Below are 17,327 nucleotides of genomic sequence, written 5' to 3' on the forward strand. Positions count from 1 at the left end.
GCCGGGACGCGCAATGGTGTAGGGCCATTACGCAATGCAGATCGGGGCAGGGATGCCATAACGGGTCCCGGCCTCGGGACATCGCCTTGAAGAGAAAGGGATTGAAAATATGGGTAAAGTAATCGGGATTGACCTTGGTACCACAAACTCGTGCGTGGCCATCATGGACGGCTCGCAGCCGAAAGTCATCGAAAACGCCGAAGGGGCGCGGACCACGCCCTCGATCGTCGCCTTCACCGAAGATGAGCGACTGGTCGGTCAGCCCGCAAAACGTCAGGCGGTCACCAACCCCGACAACACGATCTTTGGCGTTAAGCGTCTGATCGGTCGTCGTGTGGATGATGCCGAAGTCGAAAAAGACAAGAAAATGGTGCCGTACGCCATCGTTGATGGCGGCAATGGCGACGCGTGGGTCCAAGCCCGCGGTGAAAAGTACTCCCCAAGCCAGATTTCGGCCTTCACTCTGGGCAAGATGAAGGAAACAGCCGAGAGCTATCTGGGTGAGGAAGTCACGCAGGCTGTCATCACCGTTCCGGCATACTTCAACGACGCGCAGCGTCAGGCCACCAAGGACGCCGGCAAGATCGCCGGCCTGGAAGTGCTGCGGATCATCAACGAACCGACAGCTGCCGCGCTGGCCTATGGTCTGGACAAGAAAGACACTCAAACCATCGCGGTCTATGACCTTGGCGGCGGTACTTTCGACGTGACCATCCTGGAAATCGACGACGGCCTGTTCGAGGTCAAATCGACCAACGGTGACACCTTCCTGGGTGGTGAAGACTTTGACATGCGCATCGTCAACTACTTGGCGGACGAGTTCAAAAAGGAACACGGCGTCGACCTGTCTGCCGACAAGATGGCGCTGCAGCGTCTGAAAGAAGCTGCTGAAAAAGCCAAGATTGAGCTGTCCTCGACCTCGCAGACCGAAATCAACCAGCCGTTCATCTCGATGGGTTCGAACGGCCAGCCGCTGCACATGGTCATGAAACTGACCCGCGCCAAGCTGGAATCGCTGGTTGGCGACCTGATTAAGAAGTCGATGAAGCCCTGCGCGGCCGCTCTGAAAGACGCCGGTCTGTCGGCTGCTGACGTGGACGAGGTTGTTCTGGTCGGTGGTATGACCCGGATGCCGAAAGTGATCGAAGAGGTGACCAAATTCTTCGGTAAAGAGCCGCACAAAGGTGTGAACCCGGACGAAGTTGTTGCCATGGGTGCCGCCATTCAGGCCGGTGTTCTGCAGGGCGACGTCAAAGACGTGGTTCTGCTGGACGTGACCCCGCTGTCGCTGGGCATCGAAACCCTGGGTGGCGTGTTCACTCGTCTGATCGACCGCAACACCACGATCCCGACCAAGAAGTCTCAGGTCTTCTCGACGGCCGAGGACAACCAGAACGCCGTAACCATCCGCGTGTTCCAGGGTGAGCGTGAGATGGCTTCGGACAACAAGATCCTGGGTCAGTTCAACCTCGAAGACATCCCGCCGGCACCGCGTGGCATGCCGCAGATCGAGGTGACCTTCGACATCGACGCCAACGGCATTGTCTCGGTTTCGGCCAAGGACAAAGGCACCGGCAAGGAACAGAAGATCACCATCCAGGCCTCGGGCGGTCTGTCCGACGAGGACATCGAAAAGATGGTCAAGGACGCGGAAGAGAACGCGGAAGCCGACAAGGAACGCCGCGAGCTGGTCGACGCCAAGAACCAGGCGGAAAGCCTCATCCACTCGACCGAGAAGTCGATGGAAGAGCATGCCGACAAGGTCGACCCGACCACCATCGAAGCCATCGAGCTGGCAATTGCCGCGCTGAAGGACGAGCTGGAAACCGAAAACGCCGACAAGATCAAGTCGGGCATCCAGAACGTTACCGAAGCGGCCATGAAACTGGGCGAGGCCATCTACAAGGCGCAGTCCGAAGAGGCCGAGGATGAACCGGCAGCTGCGGACGCCGCTCCGGGTGATGACGATATTGTCGACGCCGAGTTCGAAGATCTGGACGACGACAAGCGTAACTAACGGGTAACCGGGCCAATTCGGGCCGGTCCGGATACCGGGCCGGCCCGTTTACGTTGAGGCAGAAGGAAACACTGATGTCAAAACGCGACTATTACGATGTACTCGGCGTGTCCAAGGGTGCATCGGCGGACGAGATCAAGAAAGGTTTTCGCAGGAAAGCCAAAGAGTTGCATCCCGACCGCAACAAGGACAACCCGGAAGCCGAGGCGCAGTTCAAGGAAGCGAACGAAGCCTATGACGTTCTGAAAGACGCAGAACGCAAGGCCGCCTATGACCGCTTTGGCCATGCCGCGTTTGAAAACGGCATGGGTGGCGGTGGCCGGCCCGGCGGCGGCTTTGGTCAGGGCGATTTCTCCAGCGCGTTTTCGGACGTGTTCGACGACCTGTTCGGCGATTTCATGGGTGGCCAGCGCGGTGGCGGTGGCCGTCGTGCCGCACGCGGTTCCGACCTGCGTTACAACCTGCGCGTCTCGCTGGAAGAGGCGTTTGCGGGTCTGCAAAAGACTATCAACGTGCCCGCTGCCGTGGCCTGTTCGGCCTGTGACGGGTCGGGCGCTGAAAGCGGCGTTGAACCGACGACCTGCCCGACCTGTTCGGGTATGGGCAAGGTCCGCGCGCAACAGGGCTTTTTCACCGTTGAACGCACCTGTCCGACCTGCTCGGGATTGGGTCAGATCATCAAGAATCCGTGCAAATCCTGCGGCGGCGCGGGGCGCGTGGAAAAAGAACGGGCACTGTCCGTCAACATCCCCGCCGGTGTCGAAACCGGCACCCGTATCCGTCTGGCGGGTGAGGGTGAGGCCGGAATGCGTGGTGGCCCCCCGGGCGATCTGTACATCTTTGTCGAAGTGTCCGATCACAAGCTGTTTGAGCGTGACAGCATAAACCTCTATTGCCGCGTGCCGGTCAGCATGGCCAAGGCCGCTCTGGGTGGTTCGATCGAAGTGCCCACCATCGACGGCGGTCGTGGCCGGGTGCAGATCCCGGCAGGCAGCCAGTCGGGCCGCCAGATGCGTTTGCGTGGCAAGGGAATGCCCGCCCTGCGTGGCGGTGGCGTGGGTGACATGTTCATCGAACTGGCTGTGGAAACACCGGTCAACCTGACCAGTCGACAGAAAGAACTGCTGCGTGAGTTTGACGATCTGGGAGAGGACAACCACCCGGAATCAAAAAGCTTTTTCTCGTCGGTCAAGTCCTTCTGGGATGGCATGAAAAGCTAAGGGAACCGCTTTCCCGACCAAAGCCGCCCGGTTTCGGGCGGCTTTTTTGTTGCAGGGGGCGCTGCCCCCGCCGCCCTTTGGGCGCCTCCCCCGGGATATTTTTGGCCAGATGAAGGAAAGATCCCTTGTTCATCTGGCCCCAAATATCCCGGAGCGCGAGGCAGAGCCTCGCAAATACCTTTGGCCTTACCCAAGGTGTCAGGGTGGCCATAAAACAGATCAAATTCAGTCTTGTATTTTTCTGATGTGCCTGTGATTGTCCGGTCAACCGTTGGGGTGCCCTGATCGAAGGGCTGAGAGGCGTTAATGCGCTAACCCATCGAACCTGATCCGGGCAATACCGGCGTAGGGAACGGTCTCAGAATGTCAGACGTTTTCCATGCGCGCGTTGCCCAATTTTGATGGAGCAACGATATGACGCCTATTGCGCTGACAATTGCAGGCTCGGACAGCGGCGGTGGGGCCGGAATTCAGGCTGACATCAAGGCAATGTCTGCCTTAGGGGTTTATGGTGCCAGCGTGATCACCGCCGTGACCGCGCAAAACACACGGGCCGTTACCGCCGTTCACGGGATCCCGCTGAATACTGTCGCCGCACAGATCGATGCCGTTCTGTCTGATCTGAGCGTGGGCGCCGTCAAGATTGGCATGCTGGCGACACCGGAGATCATCCGATGTGTTGCAGACAGCCTTGCAGCGTTTCGTGGTTCCATCGTTCTGGATCCTGTGATGATTGCCAAATCCGGCGATGCCTTGCTGACAGAAGACTCGGTTGAGACATTACGGGCGGTGCTCGTGCCCATAGCCACGCTATTGACGCCGAACTTGCCTGAGGCCGGACGCCTTTTGGATTGCCCGGCTGCGGAGACGCCGGATCAGATGGTAAAACAGGGGCTTGCCTTGTGTGACATGGGCGCAGGTTCCGTTCTGATGAAGGGCGGGCATGGATCCGGCGACATTTGCCGTGATCTCTTGATCGACGCTTCGGGCTTGGTGGCAGAGTTCACGGCACCGCGCCGGAAAACCAGAAATACGCATGGCACTGGCTGCACATTGTCCGCGTCAATTGCTGCCGGGCTGGCGCTGGGAAAACCGCTGACGACGGCCGTTGCAGATGCGCACAGCTATCTGCAAGGCGCGATAGCCCGGTCCGATGATCTGGACATTGGTCGCGGGCATGGGCCGGTTCATCATTTTCATCAGCTTTGGCCCGCATGACTGTCTGGTCGGTCATAGGCGCCGGAGTAGCCGGTCTGACTGTTGCAACCGAGCTGGTGTCGCGCGGCGCTGACGTGCAGATATTCGATCCGGCAGGTGCGCCGGGTCCACATGGCTGTTCCTGGTGGGCGGGTGGCATGCTTGCCCCCTGGTGTGAATACGAAAATGCCGAGGAGCCGGTTCTGCGGCTTGGACAAACAGCGATTGACTGGTGGGACGCCAGAACGCAGGTGCATCGTTGCGGAACGCTGGTTGTTGCGCATTCGCGCGACCTGCCGGATCTGCGCCGCTTTGCACGCCGAACGGATGGGTATTCAGAAGTCGGAAGTGGAAACATAACCAATTTAGAGCCTGACATGAGCAATTTCGGTAACGGTCTCTTCTTCCGGGCAGAGGCCCATCTTGATCCCCGGCAAGCGTTGCGAGACCTCTACAGCCACCTCAGGGACACAGGTGTGCCCTTTCACCGTAAACTGGCCCCTTCCCGGTTGGAGAATGCGATCGATTGCCGGGGGTTGCACGCGCGTGAGATCTTGCATGATCTGCGTGGCGTCAAAGGCGAGATGCTGGTGATCCGCTGCCCGGATGTCACGCTCTCTCGCCCTGTGCGACTGCTGCATCCGCGCATGCCGCTTTATGTCGCCCCGCGGGGTGACGGGGTCTACATGCTGGGCGCAACGATGATCGAATCCGAGGACAGCGGCCGGATTACCGCCCGCTCGATGTTGGAGCTTCTCAGTGCGGCTTATGTGTTGAACCCGGCCTTTGGTGAGGCTGAGATCCTGGAAATCGGTGTCGATCTTCGCCCCGCTTTTCCCGACAATCTGCCTCGCATCCGCCGGTTGGGTCGAACGATCTATGCCAATGGCCTGTATCGCCATGGCTACTTGCTTGCGCCCGCGTTGGCACAGGGCGTCGCCGATCTGGCGCTGGAAAACAAACATTCGGAGATGGTCGATGAAGATCGTGCTTAATGGCGAGGCGCGCGAAAGCCGCGCAGAATCCCTGTCAGATTTGCTGGCGGAATGTGGATTCTCGGGCTGCGTAGCTACTGCTGTGAATGAACAGTTCGTCCCTTCAAGCCTTCGACTGGCACTAAAACTCGAAGATGGTGACCGGGTCGAAGTTGTCGCCCCGATGCAGGGGGGCTGACGTGAAGACCTTTTACGGCACAGAACTGCCCAATCCGCTGATGCTGGGCACGGCGCAGTATCCCAGTCCGGCCATTCTGGAACAAGCGTTTCGCCTCAGCGGGGCCGGTGTTGCCACGGTATCCCTGCGCCGTGAAGGCGCGGGTGGGGCCGGGCAGAGCTTTTGGCGGATGATCCGCGACCTGGGTGTCATTGTCCTGCCCAACACCGCCGGATGCCACACGGTGAAAGAGGCTGTGACAACCGCCCAGATGGCGCGCGAGGTTTTTCAGACAAATTGGATCAAGCTGGAACTGATCGGTCATACCGACAGCCTGCAACCGGATGTGTTTCAACTGGTCAAAGCCGCCCGCATCCTGACGGAAGATGGATTTCAGGTCTTTCCCTACACAACGGACGATCTGATCGTCGGCGAACGCCTGTTGCAGGCGGGTTGCGAGGTTCTGATGCCGTGGGGCGCGCCCATCGGGTCCGGGCGCGGTCTGAACAACGAATATGCGCTGCGGGCGCTGCGGGCTGCGTTTCCCGATGTGCCGCTTGTCATTGATGCCGGCATCGGCAGACCAAGCCACGCCGCGCATGCGATGGAGCTGGGCTATGATGCTGTTCTTCTGAACACGGCGGTGGCCCGTGCCGGTGATCCGGTGGGGATGGCGCGTGCAATGGCATTGGCGATTCAGGCCGGCCAATTGGCCCATAAGGCCGACCCGATCCAGGCACGCGACATGGCCGAACCCTCAACCCCCGTGATCGGAAAGGCATTTCTGTCATGACGTTGGACCGGTTCTATCCGATCTTCGATCATTCAGACTGGCTGCACAGGATGCTGCCTCTGGGCGTCAAATTGGTGCAGTTGCGGATCAAGGACCAATCGGGTGATGCGGTGCGCGCCCAGATTATGATCTCGCTCGAACTGTGCCGCAGCCACGGCGCCCGACTGGTCGTGAACGACCATTGGCAGCAGGCAATAGAGGCAGGCTGCGACTGGGTCCACCTGGGGCAGGAGGATCTGGATGATGCCGATCTGCATGCCATCCGCCGGGCAGGCCTGAAACTTGGTGTTTCAACCCATGACGATGATGAGCTTGAGCGGGTTCTGTCGATGGACCCCGACTATGTGGCGCTCGGACCTATCTATCCGACCATCCTGAAAAAGATGAAGTGGCGGCAGCAAGGTCTGCCCCGCGTGACCGAATGGAAAGCGCGGGTGGGGCGTATCCCATTGGTCGGCATTGGTGGAATGACCGTCGAGCGCGCGCCGGGCGTGTTCGAGGCTGGGGCCGATATTGTCGCGGCAGTAACCGACATCACGCTGAACCCTGACCCCGAAGCGCGGGTACGCGAATGGATCGACACCACGCGATGAACCGTTACGGACGCCAGATGATCCTGCCCGAAGTGGGGCCCGAAGGGCAGGCGGGCCTGTCCGCTGCACGAGTACTTGTCGTCGGAGCCGGAGGGCTGGCTGCGCCGGTTCTGCCGCTGTTGGCAGGGGCAGGGGTGGGTCACATCATGGTTGTTGATGGCGATGTCGTTGATCTGTCGAACCTGCACCGGCAAACGCTTTTCACGGAACGGGATGTCGGCTTGCCAAAGGCTGAAGTTGCGGCGCGGCGCTGTCGCGACCTCAACTCCAAGCTTGAAGTCACCAGCCAAAGCCAGGCCCTGACATGCGAAAACGCGGCAAATCTGGTGTCGCGGTCGGATGTGGTCCTGGATTGTGCGGATAGTTATGCGGCCAGTTATGTCCTGTCGGACAGCTGTCTGGCACAGGGAAAGCCGCTGATCAGTGCCTCGGTGCTCGGGTTTTTAGGTTATGTGGGCGGCTTTTGCGGCGGCGCGCCGTCTTTACGGGCGCTGTTTCCAGACGCGCCCGACAGTGGTGCCAGCTGCGCCTCAGCAGGTGTTTTGGGTCCGGTTGTCGGTGTGATCGGCGCGATGCAGGTGCAAATGGCGCTGAGCGTGATCCTGGGCCTGCAACCATCGCCGCTGGGCCAGATGGTGAACTTTGATGCCCGCACCCTGCGCAGCAACAGTTTCCGTTTCGATGATGCGCCAGAACCCGCAAGCTGTTTCCGTTTCCTGTCTGCCAGCCAACTCACGGCCGAAGACCGGATCATCGAACTTCGCGGCACGGATGAAGCGCTGGTTCCGATACACCCCGGCGCGGAACGGCTAACGCCCGAAGGATTGCCATACATAGATCCTAAACAAGGGAAAAGACTGGCCCTTTGCTGCGCCACTGGTCTGCGGGCGTGGCGCGCAGCCGAACGGATTCAATCGGATTGGCCGGGCGAGATTGTCCTCGTCGCGGCCTCAACCTCGTGAACAGGAAGGAAACGCGAGTTATGAAGAAACTGATCACAGTCATATCGCTGCTGGCCGCTGCGCCGGCCTGGGCTGACGACAAGATGACCATTTTGCTGGACTGGTTCATCAACCCCGATCACGGCCCCATTATCGTGGCGCAGGAAAACGGCTATTTCGCCGAACAGGGGCTTGAAGTTGAAATCATCCCGCCTGCGGACCCGTCCGCACCGCCGCGTCTGGTTGCTGCGGGGCAGGCCGATCTGGCTGTATCCTACCAGCCGCAACTGCACCTGCAGATCCACGAGGGTCTGCCCCTGAAACGTGTCGGCACGCTAGTCGCGACCCCGCTCAACTGCCTTCTGGTATTGGAAGATGGCCCGGTCAAAACCCCGGCAGACCTGAAGGGCAAAAAAATCGGCTTTTCTGTCGCGGGCGTGGAAGAGGCGGTTCTGGGCACCGTTCTGGGCAAATATGACGTCGCACTGGCCGATGTCGAAATGATCAACGTCAACTTCTCGCTTTCGCCGTCGCTGATGTCGGGGCAGGTAGATGCGGTGATCGGCGCCTACCGCAATTTCGAGCTGAACCAGATGGACATCGAAGACCATCCCGGCACCTGCTTCTATATCGAGGAAGAGGGCGTGCCGTCCTATGATGAACTGATCTATGTCGCGAACCCGGACACAATGGATACCGACAAGGTCGCCCGTTTTCTGGCCGCGACGGAAAAGGCAACACAGTTCATCGTCAACAACCCCGAAAAAGGCTGGGAAATCTTCGCAGCAACCTCGCCCGAGCTGCAGGATGAGCTGAATGCCCGTGCCTGGTTCGACACGCTGCCGCGTTTTGCCCTGCGCCCGGCCGGGCTCAATGCCGGTCGGTACACCCGGTTCGAGGTTTTTCTGAAAGACAGCGGCATGATCGACAGCATCAACCCGGTCAGCGCCATCGCCATCGACGTGACTGCGCAATGAATGAATATGGCAAGGCCTTCGCGCTGATGCGCGATGCGGCGCAGGGGCCGTGGCGGGATTATACCCGCCACGCCTTTGTCGAAGGGTTGAAGGACGGAACGCTTCCGCGCGCGGCATTCCTTCACTATCTGCGGCAGGACTGTGTATTTCTGATCCATTTTGCCCGTGCCTGGGCGCTTGCGGTGGTGAAATCGGAAACCCACGAAGAGATGCTGGCCGCCTCGCGCACGGTGAACGGTCTGATCAGCGAAGAGATGAAACTGCATATCGGTGTCTGCGAGGCTGCGGGCATTTCACAGCAGGACCTGTTTGCGACGCCCGAGCGTGCCGAGAACCTGGCCTATACGCGCTTTGTGCTCGAGGCAGGCTACAGCGGTGACTTGCTGGACTTGCTGGCAGCGCTTGCGCCTTGCGTCATGGGCTATGGCGAGATTGGCGCGCGTCTGGCAACCGAGGCCACGTCCGAAACCTATCGGGACTGGATCAACGCCTATGCCAGCGAAGACTATCACGCTGCATGCAAGGCGGTTGGCGAGTTGCTCGATCAGGCTCTAACATGGCGCATTGGTCAAGATTTTGAAGCCTCCCCTCGCTGGGACCGCCTGAGCCGGACGTTCCGCACCGCGACCGAACTTGAAGTCAGTTTCTGGCAGATGGGCCTGACGCCATGATGTCTGCCCCTGCCCTGACCATCAGCGGACAGGCCACAATCGGAGGCGCGACCCTGTTCGCGCCGCTTTCGCTTACAATGGCGGCAGGGGAATGGACCTGTCTTCTGGGCGGTTCCGGCGTCGGTAAAACCACCATCCTGCGCCTGATCGCGGGATTGCAGACCGGGGCGGAGTTCTCGGGGCAAATCACGGCCGACGATGGCTTGCCGGTGCCAGAACGTGTCGCGTACATGGCGCAGGACGATCTGTTGCTGCCTTGGGCAAGTGTGGCTCGGAATATCACGCTGGGCGCACAGTTGAGGGGGGAAAAGGCCGATCTGAACCGGCGCGACCGTCTGATCAAACGGATGCGCCTTTGGGATCACCTGACCATGAAACCGTCGGAACTGTCAGGTGGTCAGCGCCAGCGCGTGGCTCTTGCCCGAACGCTAATGGAGGGCCGCCCTTTCGTATTGCTGGACGAGCCGTTTTCGGCCCTTGATGCCCGAACCCGCGCCGATATGCAGGATCTCGCGGCCGAGGTGTTGCTGGGCCGCACCGTTTTGCTGGTCACCCACGATCCGGCCGAAGCCGCCCGGCTGGGGCAAACCATTGTTGTCATGACCCGGCCCGGGCTGACCAAATGCCAGCCGCCCCGGGCTCCGGCCCCCCGCAAAGTGGACGACCCGGACTCGTTGGCCACGCAAGGCGCATTGTTGCGCCTGCTGAGACAGGAGGCAGCATGAAATACCTGTCTCCGCTTGCGGCCGCGCTTTTTGCCCTTGTCGTCTGGCAGGGCATCGTCACCTTCACGGGCTGGCCGAAATTCATCCTGCCCGGCCCGGCCATTGTCGCCGAAACATGGTGGGACAACCGGTGGATCATCGCAAAGGACACCTGGGTGACGGCCATCGAGGTTCTGACCGGCTTCGTTTTTGGTGTAACCTTGGGCGTTGTCACAGCCGTCTCGCTGGCCAGTTCGCGCATGACCCGGATCCTGGTGCGACCCTTGCTGGTGTTCACGCAAGCCCTGCCGGTTTTTGCCCTGGCACCGCTTTTGACGCTTTGGCTGGGGTTTGATCTTTGGTCGAAAGTGGCAATGGCCATGCTGATCATCTATTTTCCGGTGACGTCATCCTTTTTTGATGGATTGATGCGCACTCCGGCCGGATATCTGGACCTTGCACGCACCATGCAGGCCAGCCCGCGCGCAGTTTTGTGGCATATCCGAATACCGGCCGCCCTGCCCTCGTTGGCTTCGGGGATGCGGCTGGCGGCTGTCTACGCACCCATCGGGGCCGTGATCGGAGAATGGGTCGGTGGCTCGTCCGGGGGGTTGGGGAACCTGATGCTGCTGGCCAACGGGCGGGCCAAGACGGACCTGATGTTCGCGGCCATGCTGACGCTGGGTGTATTTTCGATCCTGCTGCACATGGTGGTGCACCGCGCCACGGCGCGCATGGCGGGTGAGGTGCGTTAACGTTTCGGAAAGCAATTCTGCGCCAGTCTGCGCGTATGACCAACGACGCCTTTGCCGAAGCCCCGATGCTTTTTGAAAACGACGAAGCCCCGGTGCAGCCGCTGCCGGCAGGCCGGTTGCCGTCTTATATCAAGGACCATCGCAAAAGGCTGCGCGAACGGTTCATGTCTGGCGGTTCTGCAGCGATGCCGGATTATGAGCTGCTGGAGCTGGTCCTGTTCCGCTCGATCCCCCGACAGGACGTAAAGCCCCTGGCCCGGGCCCTGATGGACGAACTGGGCGACTTCAACCGGGTGCTGACCGCGCCCGAAGAACGGTTGCGACAGATCAAGGGTGTCGGCGACAGCGTGATCACGGATCTGAAGATTCTGGAAGCCTGCGCCCATCGCATGGCCCGCGCACGGGTGATGCAACGGCATGTGATCTCGGGCTGGAACGCATTGCTGGATTATTGCCACACCACCATGGCCCATCGCGAGACCGAGCAGTTTCGCGTGTTCTACCTTGATCGCAAGAACGTCCTCATCGCGGATGAGGAACAGGCCAAGGGCACGGTGGACCATGTTCCCGTCTACCCGCGCGAGGTGGCGAAAAGGGCGCTGGAACTGAATGCCTCGGCTTTGATCCTGGTGCACAACCACCCGTCAGGTGATCCCACGCCATCACAGCCCGACATCGACATGACCAATCGCATTCATGATGCCTGTACAGCGCTTGGCCTGGTGCTGCACGATCACCTTATCATCGGAAAATCGACAGAGCTGAGTTTCCGGTCGCACGGCTATCTGTAGCTGTCGGTGGGATTCGAAGTCACTCGATCCAGACTTCGACCCGGCGGTTGATCTTGCGGCCCCATTCGGTGTCGTCGCAGGCCATGGGCATGGCTTCGCCGAACCCTTCGACCGAGATTTCGACACTGTCTGGGATCGCGGTCTCAACAGCGGCCAGAACTGCGTTGCGCACTGTTTTGGCCCGCAATAGCGCAATGCGGGCGTTCCCCGCCGCTGGCCCGTCACCATCGCTGAATCCCACGAAGGTCAGCTTTCGGGCCTCGTAGTCACCGGCCTCAAGCGCCTGCGCCAAGTGCAGAATGTTCGCGCGGGACTGGGCATCCGGGCGCGAAGACCCGGCCTCGAACCGGAAAGACAGCGACAGGCGTGACATCGGGCGCAGCGTTTCGATCATCTGTTTCAAGCTGTCCAGGCCAACTTCGTCCCCGCCGTTTGCGATTGCGTTGGCAAGGCGGTCCCCCTGCAATCCGATACGCATGGTCTCGGGTGCCTGATCCACGAAACCGGCCTGCCGTATCGCCATCTGAGCTTCCGGGCTTTGGGTATAGGCCAGAAACTGTCGTGCGATCCGGGGCAGGCGGTATGACGGCAGGTACAGGAACATAGGTGAGGTTAGCGGATAATCCTCGGTCTTGATCGATTGCCGGGTCGCCGTTAGCGCGTGGCCGCAGCCCCCGGCAAGCGGCAGCGCGCGAACCTTGTCAGCTTCGGCCCGGCTGGCGATTCCGATGGCAAACGGATCCTCGGCCACTGCGTGAACCAAGTCGTTGCTGCGCCCATGCCGCAGGACCGTGTCGGACAGCGCCACGCCAGCGGGCGCAAGCAACTGATCCTCGAAGGCCTGGGACAAGCCCGATCCTATGTCCGGCAGATGTAGCGCAATCGGCGCATCGGCCCCGCCCAGTTCGGCCCAGTTCAGGATTTCGCCGGAATACACGCGTGCCAGATCCGTGGGCGAGATCTGTCGTATTGCGTTGACGGCGGACACCACAGGCACCATCGCATCCAGCGCCACAACCCGGGATCGCCGCGCTTTTGTCAGATCGCCCATCCCGGCGTCTTCCGCAGCCAGTCGCTCACCCGGACGGATTTCGCGCAAGGCCATGACGATATCGGTTTCATTCGCGCTCAGATCGGAAAACCCCCGGCCTGTATTGCCCACGCGAAAGAAGAACCGCCCCAAAGGTCTGGGTCGCCCGGGTTGAAACAGCTCGTAGGCAAAGGTTGCCGAGTCAATCCGTGATGGGGTCGCCGACAACTCTTCTTGTTGGGCAAAACCAAGAATCAGGGCAGGCATGACTTTCTCGGCCATGACGGACGACCCGGAGAACCGGACCTCTGCCACAAAATCGGTCAGATTGGGGCAGGCGGGGCCATCGCAGGTCACGCCGGACCCGTCCACCGTCAGTTCACCGAATTGGGTGTCGATGCGATAGAACTCGCCATCATATCCCAGCAGGTTTCCAGTTACCTCGACCTTGCCGTCATGCGAGGTCAGCGTGATGTCCTGCGCCTGGGCACCGGGCGCCAGCGTTGCCAGAAAAAGTGCAGCCACTGCTGCACGTAAGGATGTCATAGGAGTTTCGAGCCTGCCTGCGGTTTACTTTGCCGCGATTGTCAGGTCTTGGAACAGATTATTCAACACCAGAAACTCTCCGACCTGCGAACAGTCGGGCAGGTTCAGCACCAGATCGCGTGAGCGTAGGCGGCGGTCGGCGCGCAGTTCCAGCGACTGTACGCTCAGATCCGAGCCGCAATTGGCCTTGGTCACGTCAGCCTCGACCGTCAGGCCGATGGCACCCGATTGCGCAGACTGGCCGGAAGGGAAGGAATAAATCTCGATATTCTGCGCGGTGCCAAGACCCGGCTGGCCCATATGGACAACCTCGCCGACACCCGTTGCCGAGCTGTCCGCCCAGACATGCCCGTCACCGCCATAGCTGGCACCAAACTCCAGCGCGTGAATCTGTAGATCGGTCGTGCCCTTCCATTGCAGCGCGACGCGGTCGTACTGGCTTATGTCCGGCACGTGCGTTGTTGCCACCGTACCTTTTTGATCGTCGAAGGAAATCAGAAAAATCGCGTATTCCGACAGCACCGGCATCGTCAGATCCAAGGCGCCGTTTTCATCCGTCTGTTGAGAAACGGCCAGCCCGCTGTGATGAACCTCGATCCGTTGGTTGGCGTGGCAGGGGGCCTTGACGATCAACCTTGCCGCGGCACCGGGCACTGCGGTGGCGCGCGCGCTCAGGTTGCAGTCGGTCATTACTTCGGGGCCGGTTTGGCCGGGTTGCAGGCTGCGTTGCGAGGGTGCCGGAGCAGAAAGTGACGCGGTGCTTGCAGAAGACGAGGTAAGCGCGAACTGCTCGAGCCCGGCCAGCCCAACAGGCTGTCCTGCGGCAGAAGCCACAGAGATACCGGCCTGACTTCCATCAGGTTGCGCGGCAGATCCATTCTGCATCAGGTAACCGATGGCGAGCGCGCAGACGACAGTGCCACCCATGGTCACGTAGTTTCTTACAACGAACAAGACACCCTCCCCAGTTGAAGGAGCGAGTCACACTTTCCCGGTCAATCGCGGCCAATTTGTGACCGCGACGCGAAGTCATTGTGTTCGAATTTAGGTGACGTTAGGTCAGCCTGCCGTGACAGTGTTTGAACTTCTTTCCGGATCCACAGGGGCAGCGGTCGTTGCGCGACGGGTTACCCCAGGTCGCCGGATCGCTTTCGTCAAATCCGGGCAGGGCATCACCCGAGGCGTCGGCTTCAGCGACTGCTTCGGCCTGACCGGCGGCCTGTTCGACCGCCTGTTGCGCCTGGGCCTGCTGCGCCGCCATCTGGGCCAGCATCTCACGCTGCTCTTCCTCGGTCAGCGGGCGAACGCGCGACAATTGCTGTGTCACGGTTTCGCGCAGGCTGTCCAGCATCCCTTCGAACAGCTGAAAGCTTTCGTTCTTGTACTCGTTCAGCGGATCGCGCTGGGCATAGCTGCGGTAGCCTACGACCGAGCGCAGATGTTCCAGCGTCACCAGATGCTCGCGCCACTTGCCGTCGATGGTCTGCAGCAGCACCTGCTTTTCGATGTTGCGCATGTTCTCGGGACCAAACGCGGCGGCCTTCTGGGCCATCATCTCGTCTGCGGCTTTGATCAGGCGCTCTCGCACCTGCTCGTCATCTACGCCTTCCTCGGCGGCCCAATCCTGAACCGGGGCGTCGATGGTCAGCTTGTCCTTGATCGCCTCGTGCAGACCGTCGGTGTCCCACTGGTCGGCATAGGTTTTCGGCGGCATGTATTCGTCGATCAGATCGTCGATCACCTGTTCGCGCATGTCCGACACGATTTCCGACAGGTCACTGGTCGACATGATCTCGCGCCGCTGGTTGAAGATCACCCTGCGCTGGTCGTTCATTACGTCGTCGAACTTCAGAACGTTCTTGCGCATGTCAAAGTTGCGGCCTTCGACCTTGGACTGGGCGCGTTCCAGCGACTTGTTCACCCATGGGTGGATGATTGCCTCGCCTTCTTTCATACCCAGCGTTGTCAGCACCTTGTCCAGCCGTTCCGAGCCGAAGATGCGCATCAGATCGTCTTCGAGGCTGAGGTAGAACACGGTGCGGCCCGGGTCGCCCTGGCGGCCCGAACGACCACGCAGCTGGTTGTCGATGCGGCGGCTTTCATGCCGTTCCGAGGCCATGACATACAGGCCACCGGCCTCAAGCACTTTCTGTTTTTCCTCGGCGTGACGCGCCTCTTCCGCCGCGCGCAGCTCGGCGGGGTCCGCTTCGGGGTTCTCGGCAAGTGCCTGCAGAACCTTCATTTCCACGTTGCCGCCCAATTGGATGTCGGTACCGCGTCCGGCCATGTTGGTGGCGATGGTCACCGCGCCCAGACGACCCGCTTCGGCGACGATTTGCGCTTCCTGCTCGTGCTGGCGGGCATTCAGCACGTTGTGCTGAATGCCTTCCTTGGTCAGCATCTGGCTCAGCACCTCTGATTTTTCAATCGAGGTGGTGCCCAGCAAAACCGGCTGGCCCTTCTCGACCGCCTTTTTGGTTTCCTTGATCATCGCGCCGTATTTCTCGGGGGCGGTGCGATAGACCTGATCGTCTTCGTCCAGACGGGCGATCGGCTTGTTGGTCGGAACTTCGACCACACCCAGCCCATAGATCTCGGCAAATTCCTCGGCTTCGGTCAGCGCGGTACCGGTCATGCCGCCCAACTTGTCATAAAGTCGGAAGTAGTTCTGGAACGTCACGCTGGCCAGCGTCACGTTCTCGGGCTGAATCTGCACGCCTTCCTTGGCTTCGATGGCCTGATGCAGGCCTTCGGACAACCGGCGGCCCGGCATCATCCGGCCCGTAAATTCGTCGATCAGTACCACATTGCCGTCGCGGACGATGTAGTCCTTGTCGCGCTGAAACAGCTTGTGCGCGCGCAGGCCCTGGTTGACGTGATGCACCACGGTCGTGCTTTCGGGGTCGTACAGCGAATGACCTTCGGGGATCAGGTCGTTTGCCAGCAACTGCTGCTCAAGATACTCGTTGCCTTCATCGGTAAAGGTGACCGTGCGCGACTTTTCGTCCAGCGAATAGTGATCGTCCTGCAGCAACGGGATCAGCGTATCGATGGCGGTATACAAGTCCGACCGGTCCTGCGATGGACCCGAGATGATCAGCGGTGTCCGCGCCTCGTCGATCAGGATCGAGTCGACCTCGTCCACGATCGCGAAATTATGGTGCTTCTGATAGACGTCGTTCAGGTCCGCCCTCATGTTGTCGCGCAGGTAGTCGAAGCCCAGCTCATTGTTGGTGGCATAGGTGATGTCGCAGGCATAGGCCGCCTTTTTCTCTTCGTCCGGCTGACCGGACCAGATCACACCGGTCGTCATGCCTACGGCCGAGAAAACCTTGCCCATCCATTCCGCGTCGCGCTTGGCCAGGTATTCGTTCACCGTGACCACGTGCACACCCTTGCCGGTCAGCGCGTTCAGATAAGCCGGGAGGGTGGCGACCAGCGTCTTTCCCTCACCCGTTTTCATTTCCGAGATGTTGCCCTGATGCAGGAACGCGCCGCCCATCAGCTGCACGTCGAATGCCCGCAGACCCAGCGCCCGCTTAGCACCCTCGCGCACGTTGGCAAAAGCTTCGGGCAGCAAGGCATCCAGGCTCTCGCCATCCAGCGCGCGTTGGCGCAGCTCTTTGGTCTTCTCGATCAGACCCTCATCCGACAGTTTCTCAAACTCCGGCTCCAGCGCGTTGATCTTTTCGACCAGCGGGCGGGTCGCCTTGATCTTGCGGTCGTTCGGTGTTCCGAACACCTTTTTGGCAAGCGTTCCGAGTCCCAGCATGTTCACTCCAGCGGATCTGTTCTTGTCTTGGTTGCGACAGGCTTGCCCACCTTGCGCGCAACCCATAGATACGGGGGGTGAAAGGCGGCCCTGTCCAAGGCTTCAAAGCGATGTAAGCGGCAGGTTCCAGAGTGTCAACGCTGCGCCCTGTCGCGGCATGGAAATAGG

16 protein-coding genes and 1 riboswitch are annotated in these 17,327 nt (G+C 60.4%); of the genes, 13 read left to right on the forward strand and 3 right to left on the reverse strand.

The features are described from left to right. Positions 1-109 precede the first annotated feature (109 nt). From dnaK to radC, 13 genes are all read left to right on the forward strand, one after another. Entirely contained in the window at positions 110-2,017 is a 1,908-nt protein-coding gene (gene dnaK, locus ACR0MI_RS05155; RefSeq protein WP_170612685.1) for a molecular chaperone DnaK, read from the forward strand. Positions 2,018-2,091: 74 nt separating this feature from the next. Then, positions 2,092-3,237, forward strand: coding sequence for a molecular chaperone DnaJ (gene dnaJ / locus ACR0MI_RS05160; RefSeq protein ID WP_170612683.1), 1,146 nt, complete (start codon positions 2,092-2,094; stop codon positions 3,235-3,237). A 262-nt stretch (positions 3,238-3,499) separates the two neighbouring features. Beyond that, a riboswitch (TPP riboswitch) is annotated at positions 3,500-3,606 on the forward strand. A gap of 45 nt (positions 3,607-3,651) precedes the next feature. Continuing rightward, positions 3,652-4,455 carry a bifunctional hydroxymethylpyrimidine kinase/phosphomethylpyrimidine kinase gene (thiD, locus tag ACR0MI_RS05165; RefSeq protein WP_170612681.1) on the forward strand — a complete coding sequence of 268 codons (804 nt, stop codon included), beginning with the start codon at positions 3,652-3,654 and terminating at the stop codon, positions 4,453-4,455. Further along, on the forward strand, positions 4,452-5,429 hold the full coding sequence (locus ACR0MI_RS05170) for an FAD-dependent oxidoreductase (protein WP_480853817.1): 978 nt from the start codon (positions 4,452-4,454) through the stop codon (positions 5,427-5,429). The genes thiD and ACR0MI_RS05170 overlap by 4 nt, the downstream gene beginning before the upstream one ends. Next, entirely contained in the window at positions 5,413-5,607 is a 195-nt protein-coding gene (gene thiS, locus ACR0MI_RS05175; protein ID WP_170612677.1) for a sulfur carrier protein ThiS, read from the forward strand. The genes ACR0MI_RS05170 and thiS overlap by 17 nt, the downstream gene beginning before the upstream one ends. A gap of 1 nt (position 5,608) precedes the next feature. Continuing rightward, on the forward strand, positions 5,609-6,379 hold the full coding sequence (locus tag ACR0MI_RS05180) for a thiazole synthase (protein WP_170612675.1): 771 nt from the start codon (positions 5,609-5,611) through the stop codon (positions 6,377-6,379). Continuing rightward, entirely contained in the window at positions 6,376-6,972 is a 597-nt protein-coding gene (locus tag ACR0MI_RS05185) for a thiamine phosphate synthase (protein ID WP_170612673.1), read from the forward strand. The genes ACR0MI_RS05180 and ACR0MI_RS05185 overlap by 4 nt, the downstream gene beginning before the upstream one ends. After that, on the forward strand, positions 6,969-7,934 hold the full coding sequence (locus ACR0MI_RS05190) for a HesA/MoeB/ThiF family protein (protein WP_170613145.1): 966 nt from the start codon (positions 6,969-6,971) through the stop codon (positions 7,932-7,934). Before ACR0MI_RS05185 ends, ACR0MI_RS05190 begins: the two co-directional genes overlap by 4 nt. A 20-nt stretch (positions 7,935-7,954) precedes the next feature. Then, positions 7,955-8,890 (forward strand): ABC transporter substrate-binding protein, encoded by a 936-nt coding sequence (locus ACR0MI_RS05195; RefSeq protein ID WP_480853822.1) that lies wholly within the window; start codon positions 7,955-7,957, stop codon positions 8,888-8,890. Next, a complete protein-coding gene (gene tenA, locus ACR0MI_RS05200; protein ID WP_170612669.1) occupies positions 8,887-9,561 on the forward strand; it encodes a thiaminase II in 675 nt (224 codons plus the stop codon). The genes ACR0MI_RS05195 and tenA overlap by 4 nt, the downstream gene beginning before the upstream one ends. Next, positions 9,558-10,286, forward strand: a complete 729-nt coding sequence (locus ACR0MI_RS05205) for an ATP-binding cassette domain-containing protein (RefSeq protein WP_170612667.1) — start codon at positions 9,558-9,560, stop codon at positions 10,284-10,286. The genes tenA and ACR0MI_RS05205 overlap by 4 nt, the downstream gene beginning before the upstream one ends. Then, positions 10,283-11,020: an ABC transporter permease gene (locus ACR0MI_RS05210; protein WP_170612665.1), complete on the forward strand. Its 738-nt coding sequence runs from the start codon at positions 10,283-10,285 to the stop codon at positions 11,018-11,020. Before ACR0MI_RS05205 ends, ACR0MI_RS05210 begins: the two co-directional genes overlap by 4 nt. A gap of 35 nt (positions 11,021-11,055) precedes the next feature. After that, positions 11,056-11,811: a RadC family protein gene (radC, locus tag ACR0MI_RS05215; protein WP_170816860.1), complete on the forward strand. Its 756-nt coding sequence runs from the start codon at positions 11,056-11,058 to the stop codon at positions 11,809-11,811. A 19-nt stretch (positions 11,812-11,830) separates the two neighbouring features. On the opposite strand, the gene ACR0MI_RS05220 is transcribed toward radC, so the two are convergent. The 3 genes from ACR0MI_RS05220 to secA all read right to left on the reverse strand — a co-directional run bounded on the left by ACR0MI_RS05220 (position 11,831) and on the right by secA (position 17,159). Then, positions 11,831-13,387, reverse strand: coding sequence for a phosphate ABC transporter substrate-binding/OmpA family protein (locus tag ACR0MI_RS05220; protein ID WP_170816861.1), 1,557 nt, complete (start codon positions 13,385-13,387; stop codon positions 11,831-11,833). 24 nt (positions 13,388-13,411) lie between these two features. Continuing rightward, positions 13,412-14,341: a hypothetical protein gene (locus ACR0MI_RS05225; RefSeq protein WP_170612661.1), complete on the reverse strand. Its 930-nt coding sequence runs from the start codon at positions 14,339-14,341 to the stop codon at positions 13,412-13,414. Positions 14,342-14,441: 100 nt separating this feature from the next. Next, a complete protein-coding gene (secA, locus tag ACR0MI_RS05230) occupies positions 14,442-17,159 on the reverse strand; it encodes a preprotein translocase subunit SecA (RefSeq protein WP_170816862.1) in 2,718 nt (905 codons plus the stop codon). Between the last annotated feature and the right edge of the window lie 168 nt (positions 17,160-17,327).

It is taken from the genome of Ruegeria sp. D4 (assembly GCF_056534475.1).

Bases quoted from the DNA above. Each gene is read 5' to 3' on its own strand.
- ACR0MI_RS05170 (WP_480853817.1), top strand. From the start codon at position 4,452: ATGACTGTCTGGTCGGTCATAGGCGCCGGAGTAGCCGGTCTGACTGTT.
- thiS (WP_170612677.1), top strand. From the start codon at position 5,413: ATGAAGATCGTGCTTAATGGCGAGGCGCGCGAAAGCCGCGCAGAATCC.
- secA (WP_170816862.1), bottom strand. From the start codon at position 17,159: ATGCTGGGACTCGGAACGCTTGCCAAAAAGGTGTTCGGAACACCGAAC.
- thiD (WP_170612681.1), top strand. From the start codon at position 3,652: ATGACGCCTATTGCGCTGACAATTGCAGGCTCGGACAGCGGCGGTGGG.
- dnaK (WP_170612685.1), top strand. From the start codon at position 110: ATGGGTAAAGTAATCGGGATTGACCTTGGTACCACAAACTCGTGCGTG.
- ACR0MI_RS05210 (WP_170612665.1), top strand. From the start codon at position 10,283: ATGAAATACCTGTCTCCGCTTGCGGCCGCGCTTTTTGCCCTTGTCGTC.
- ACR0MI_RS05205 (WP_170612667.1), top strand. From the start codon at position 9,558: ATGATGTCTGCCCCTGCCCTGACCATCAGCGGACAGGCCACAATCGGA.
- ACR0MI_RS05185 (WP_170612673.1), top strand. From the start codon at position 6,376: ATGACGTTGGACCGGTTCTATCCGATCTTCGATCATTCAGACTGGCTG.
- dnaJ (WP_170612683.1), top strand. From the start codon at position 2,092: ATGTCAAAACGCGACTATTACGATGTACTCGGCGTGTCCAAGGGTGCA.
- ACR0MI_RS05195 (WP_480853822.1), top strand. From the start codon at position 7,955: ATGAAGAAACTGATCACAGTCATATCGCTGCTGGCCGCTGCGCCGGCC.
- tenA (WP_170612669.1), top strand. From the start codon at position 8,887: ATGAATGAATATGGCAAGGCCTTCGCGCTGATGCGCGATGCGGCGCAG.
- ACR0MI_RS05220 (WP_170816861.1), bottom strand. From the start codon at position 13,387: ATGACATCCTTACGTGCAGCAGTGGCTGCACTTTTTCTGGCAACGCTG.
- radC (WP_170816860.1), top strand. From the start codon at position 11,056: ATGACCAACGACGCCTTTGCCGAAGCCCCGATGCTTTTTGAAAACGAC.
- ACR0MI_RS05190 (WP_170613145.1), top strand. From the start codon at position 6,969: ATGAACCGTTACGGACGCCAGATGATCCTGCCCGAAGTGGGGCCCGAA.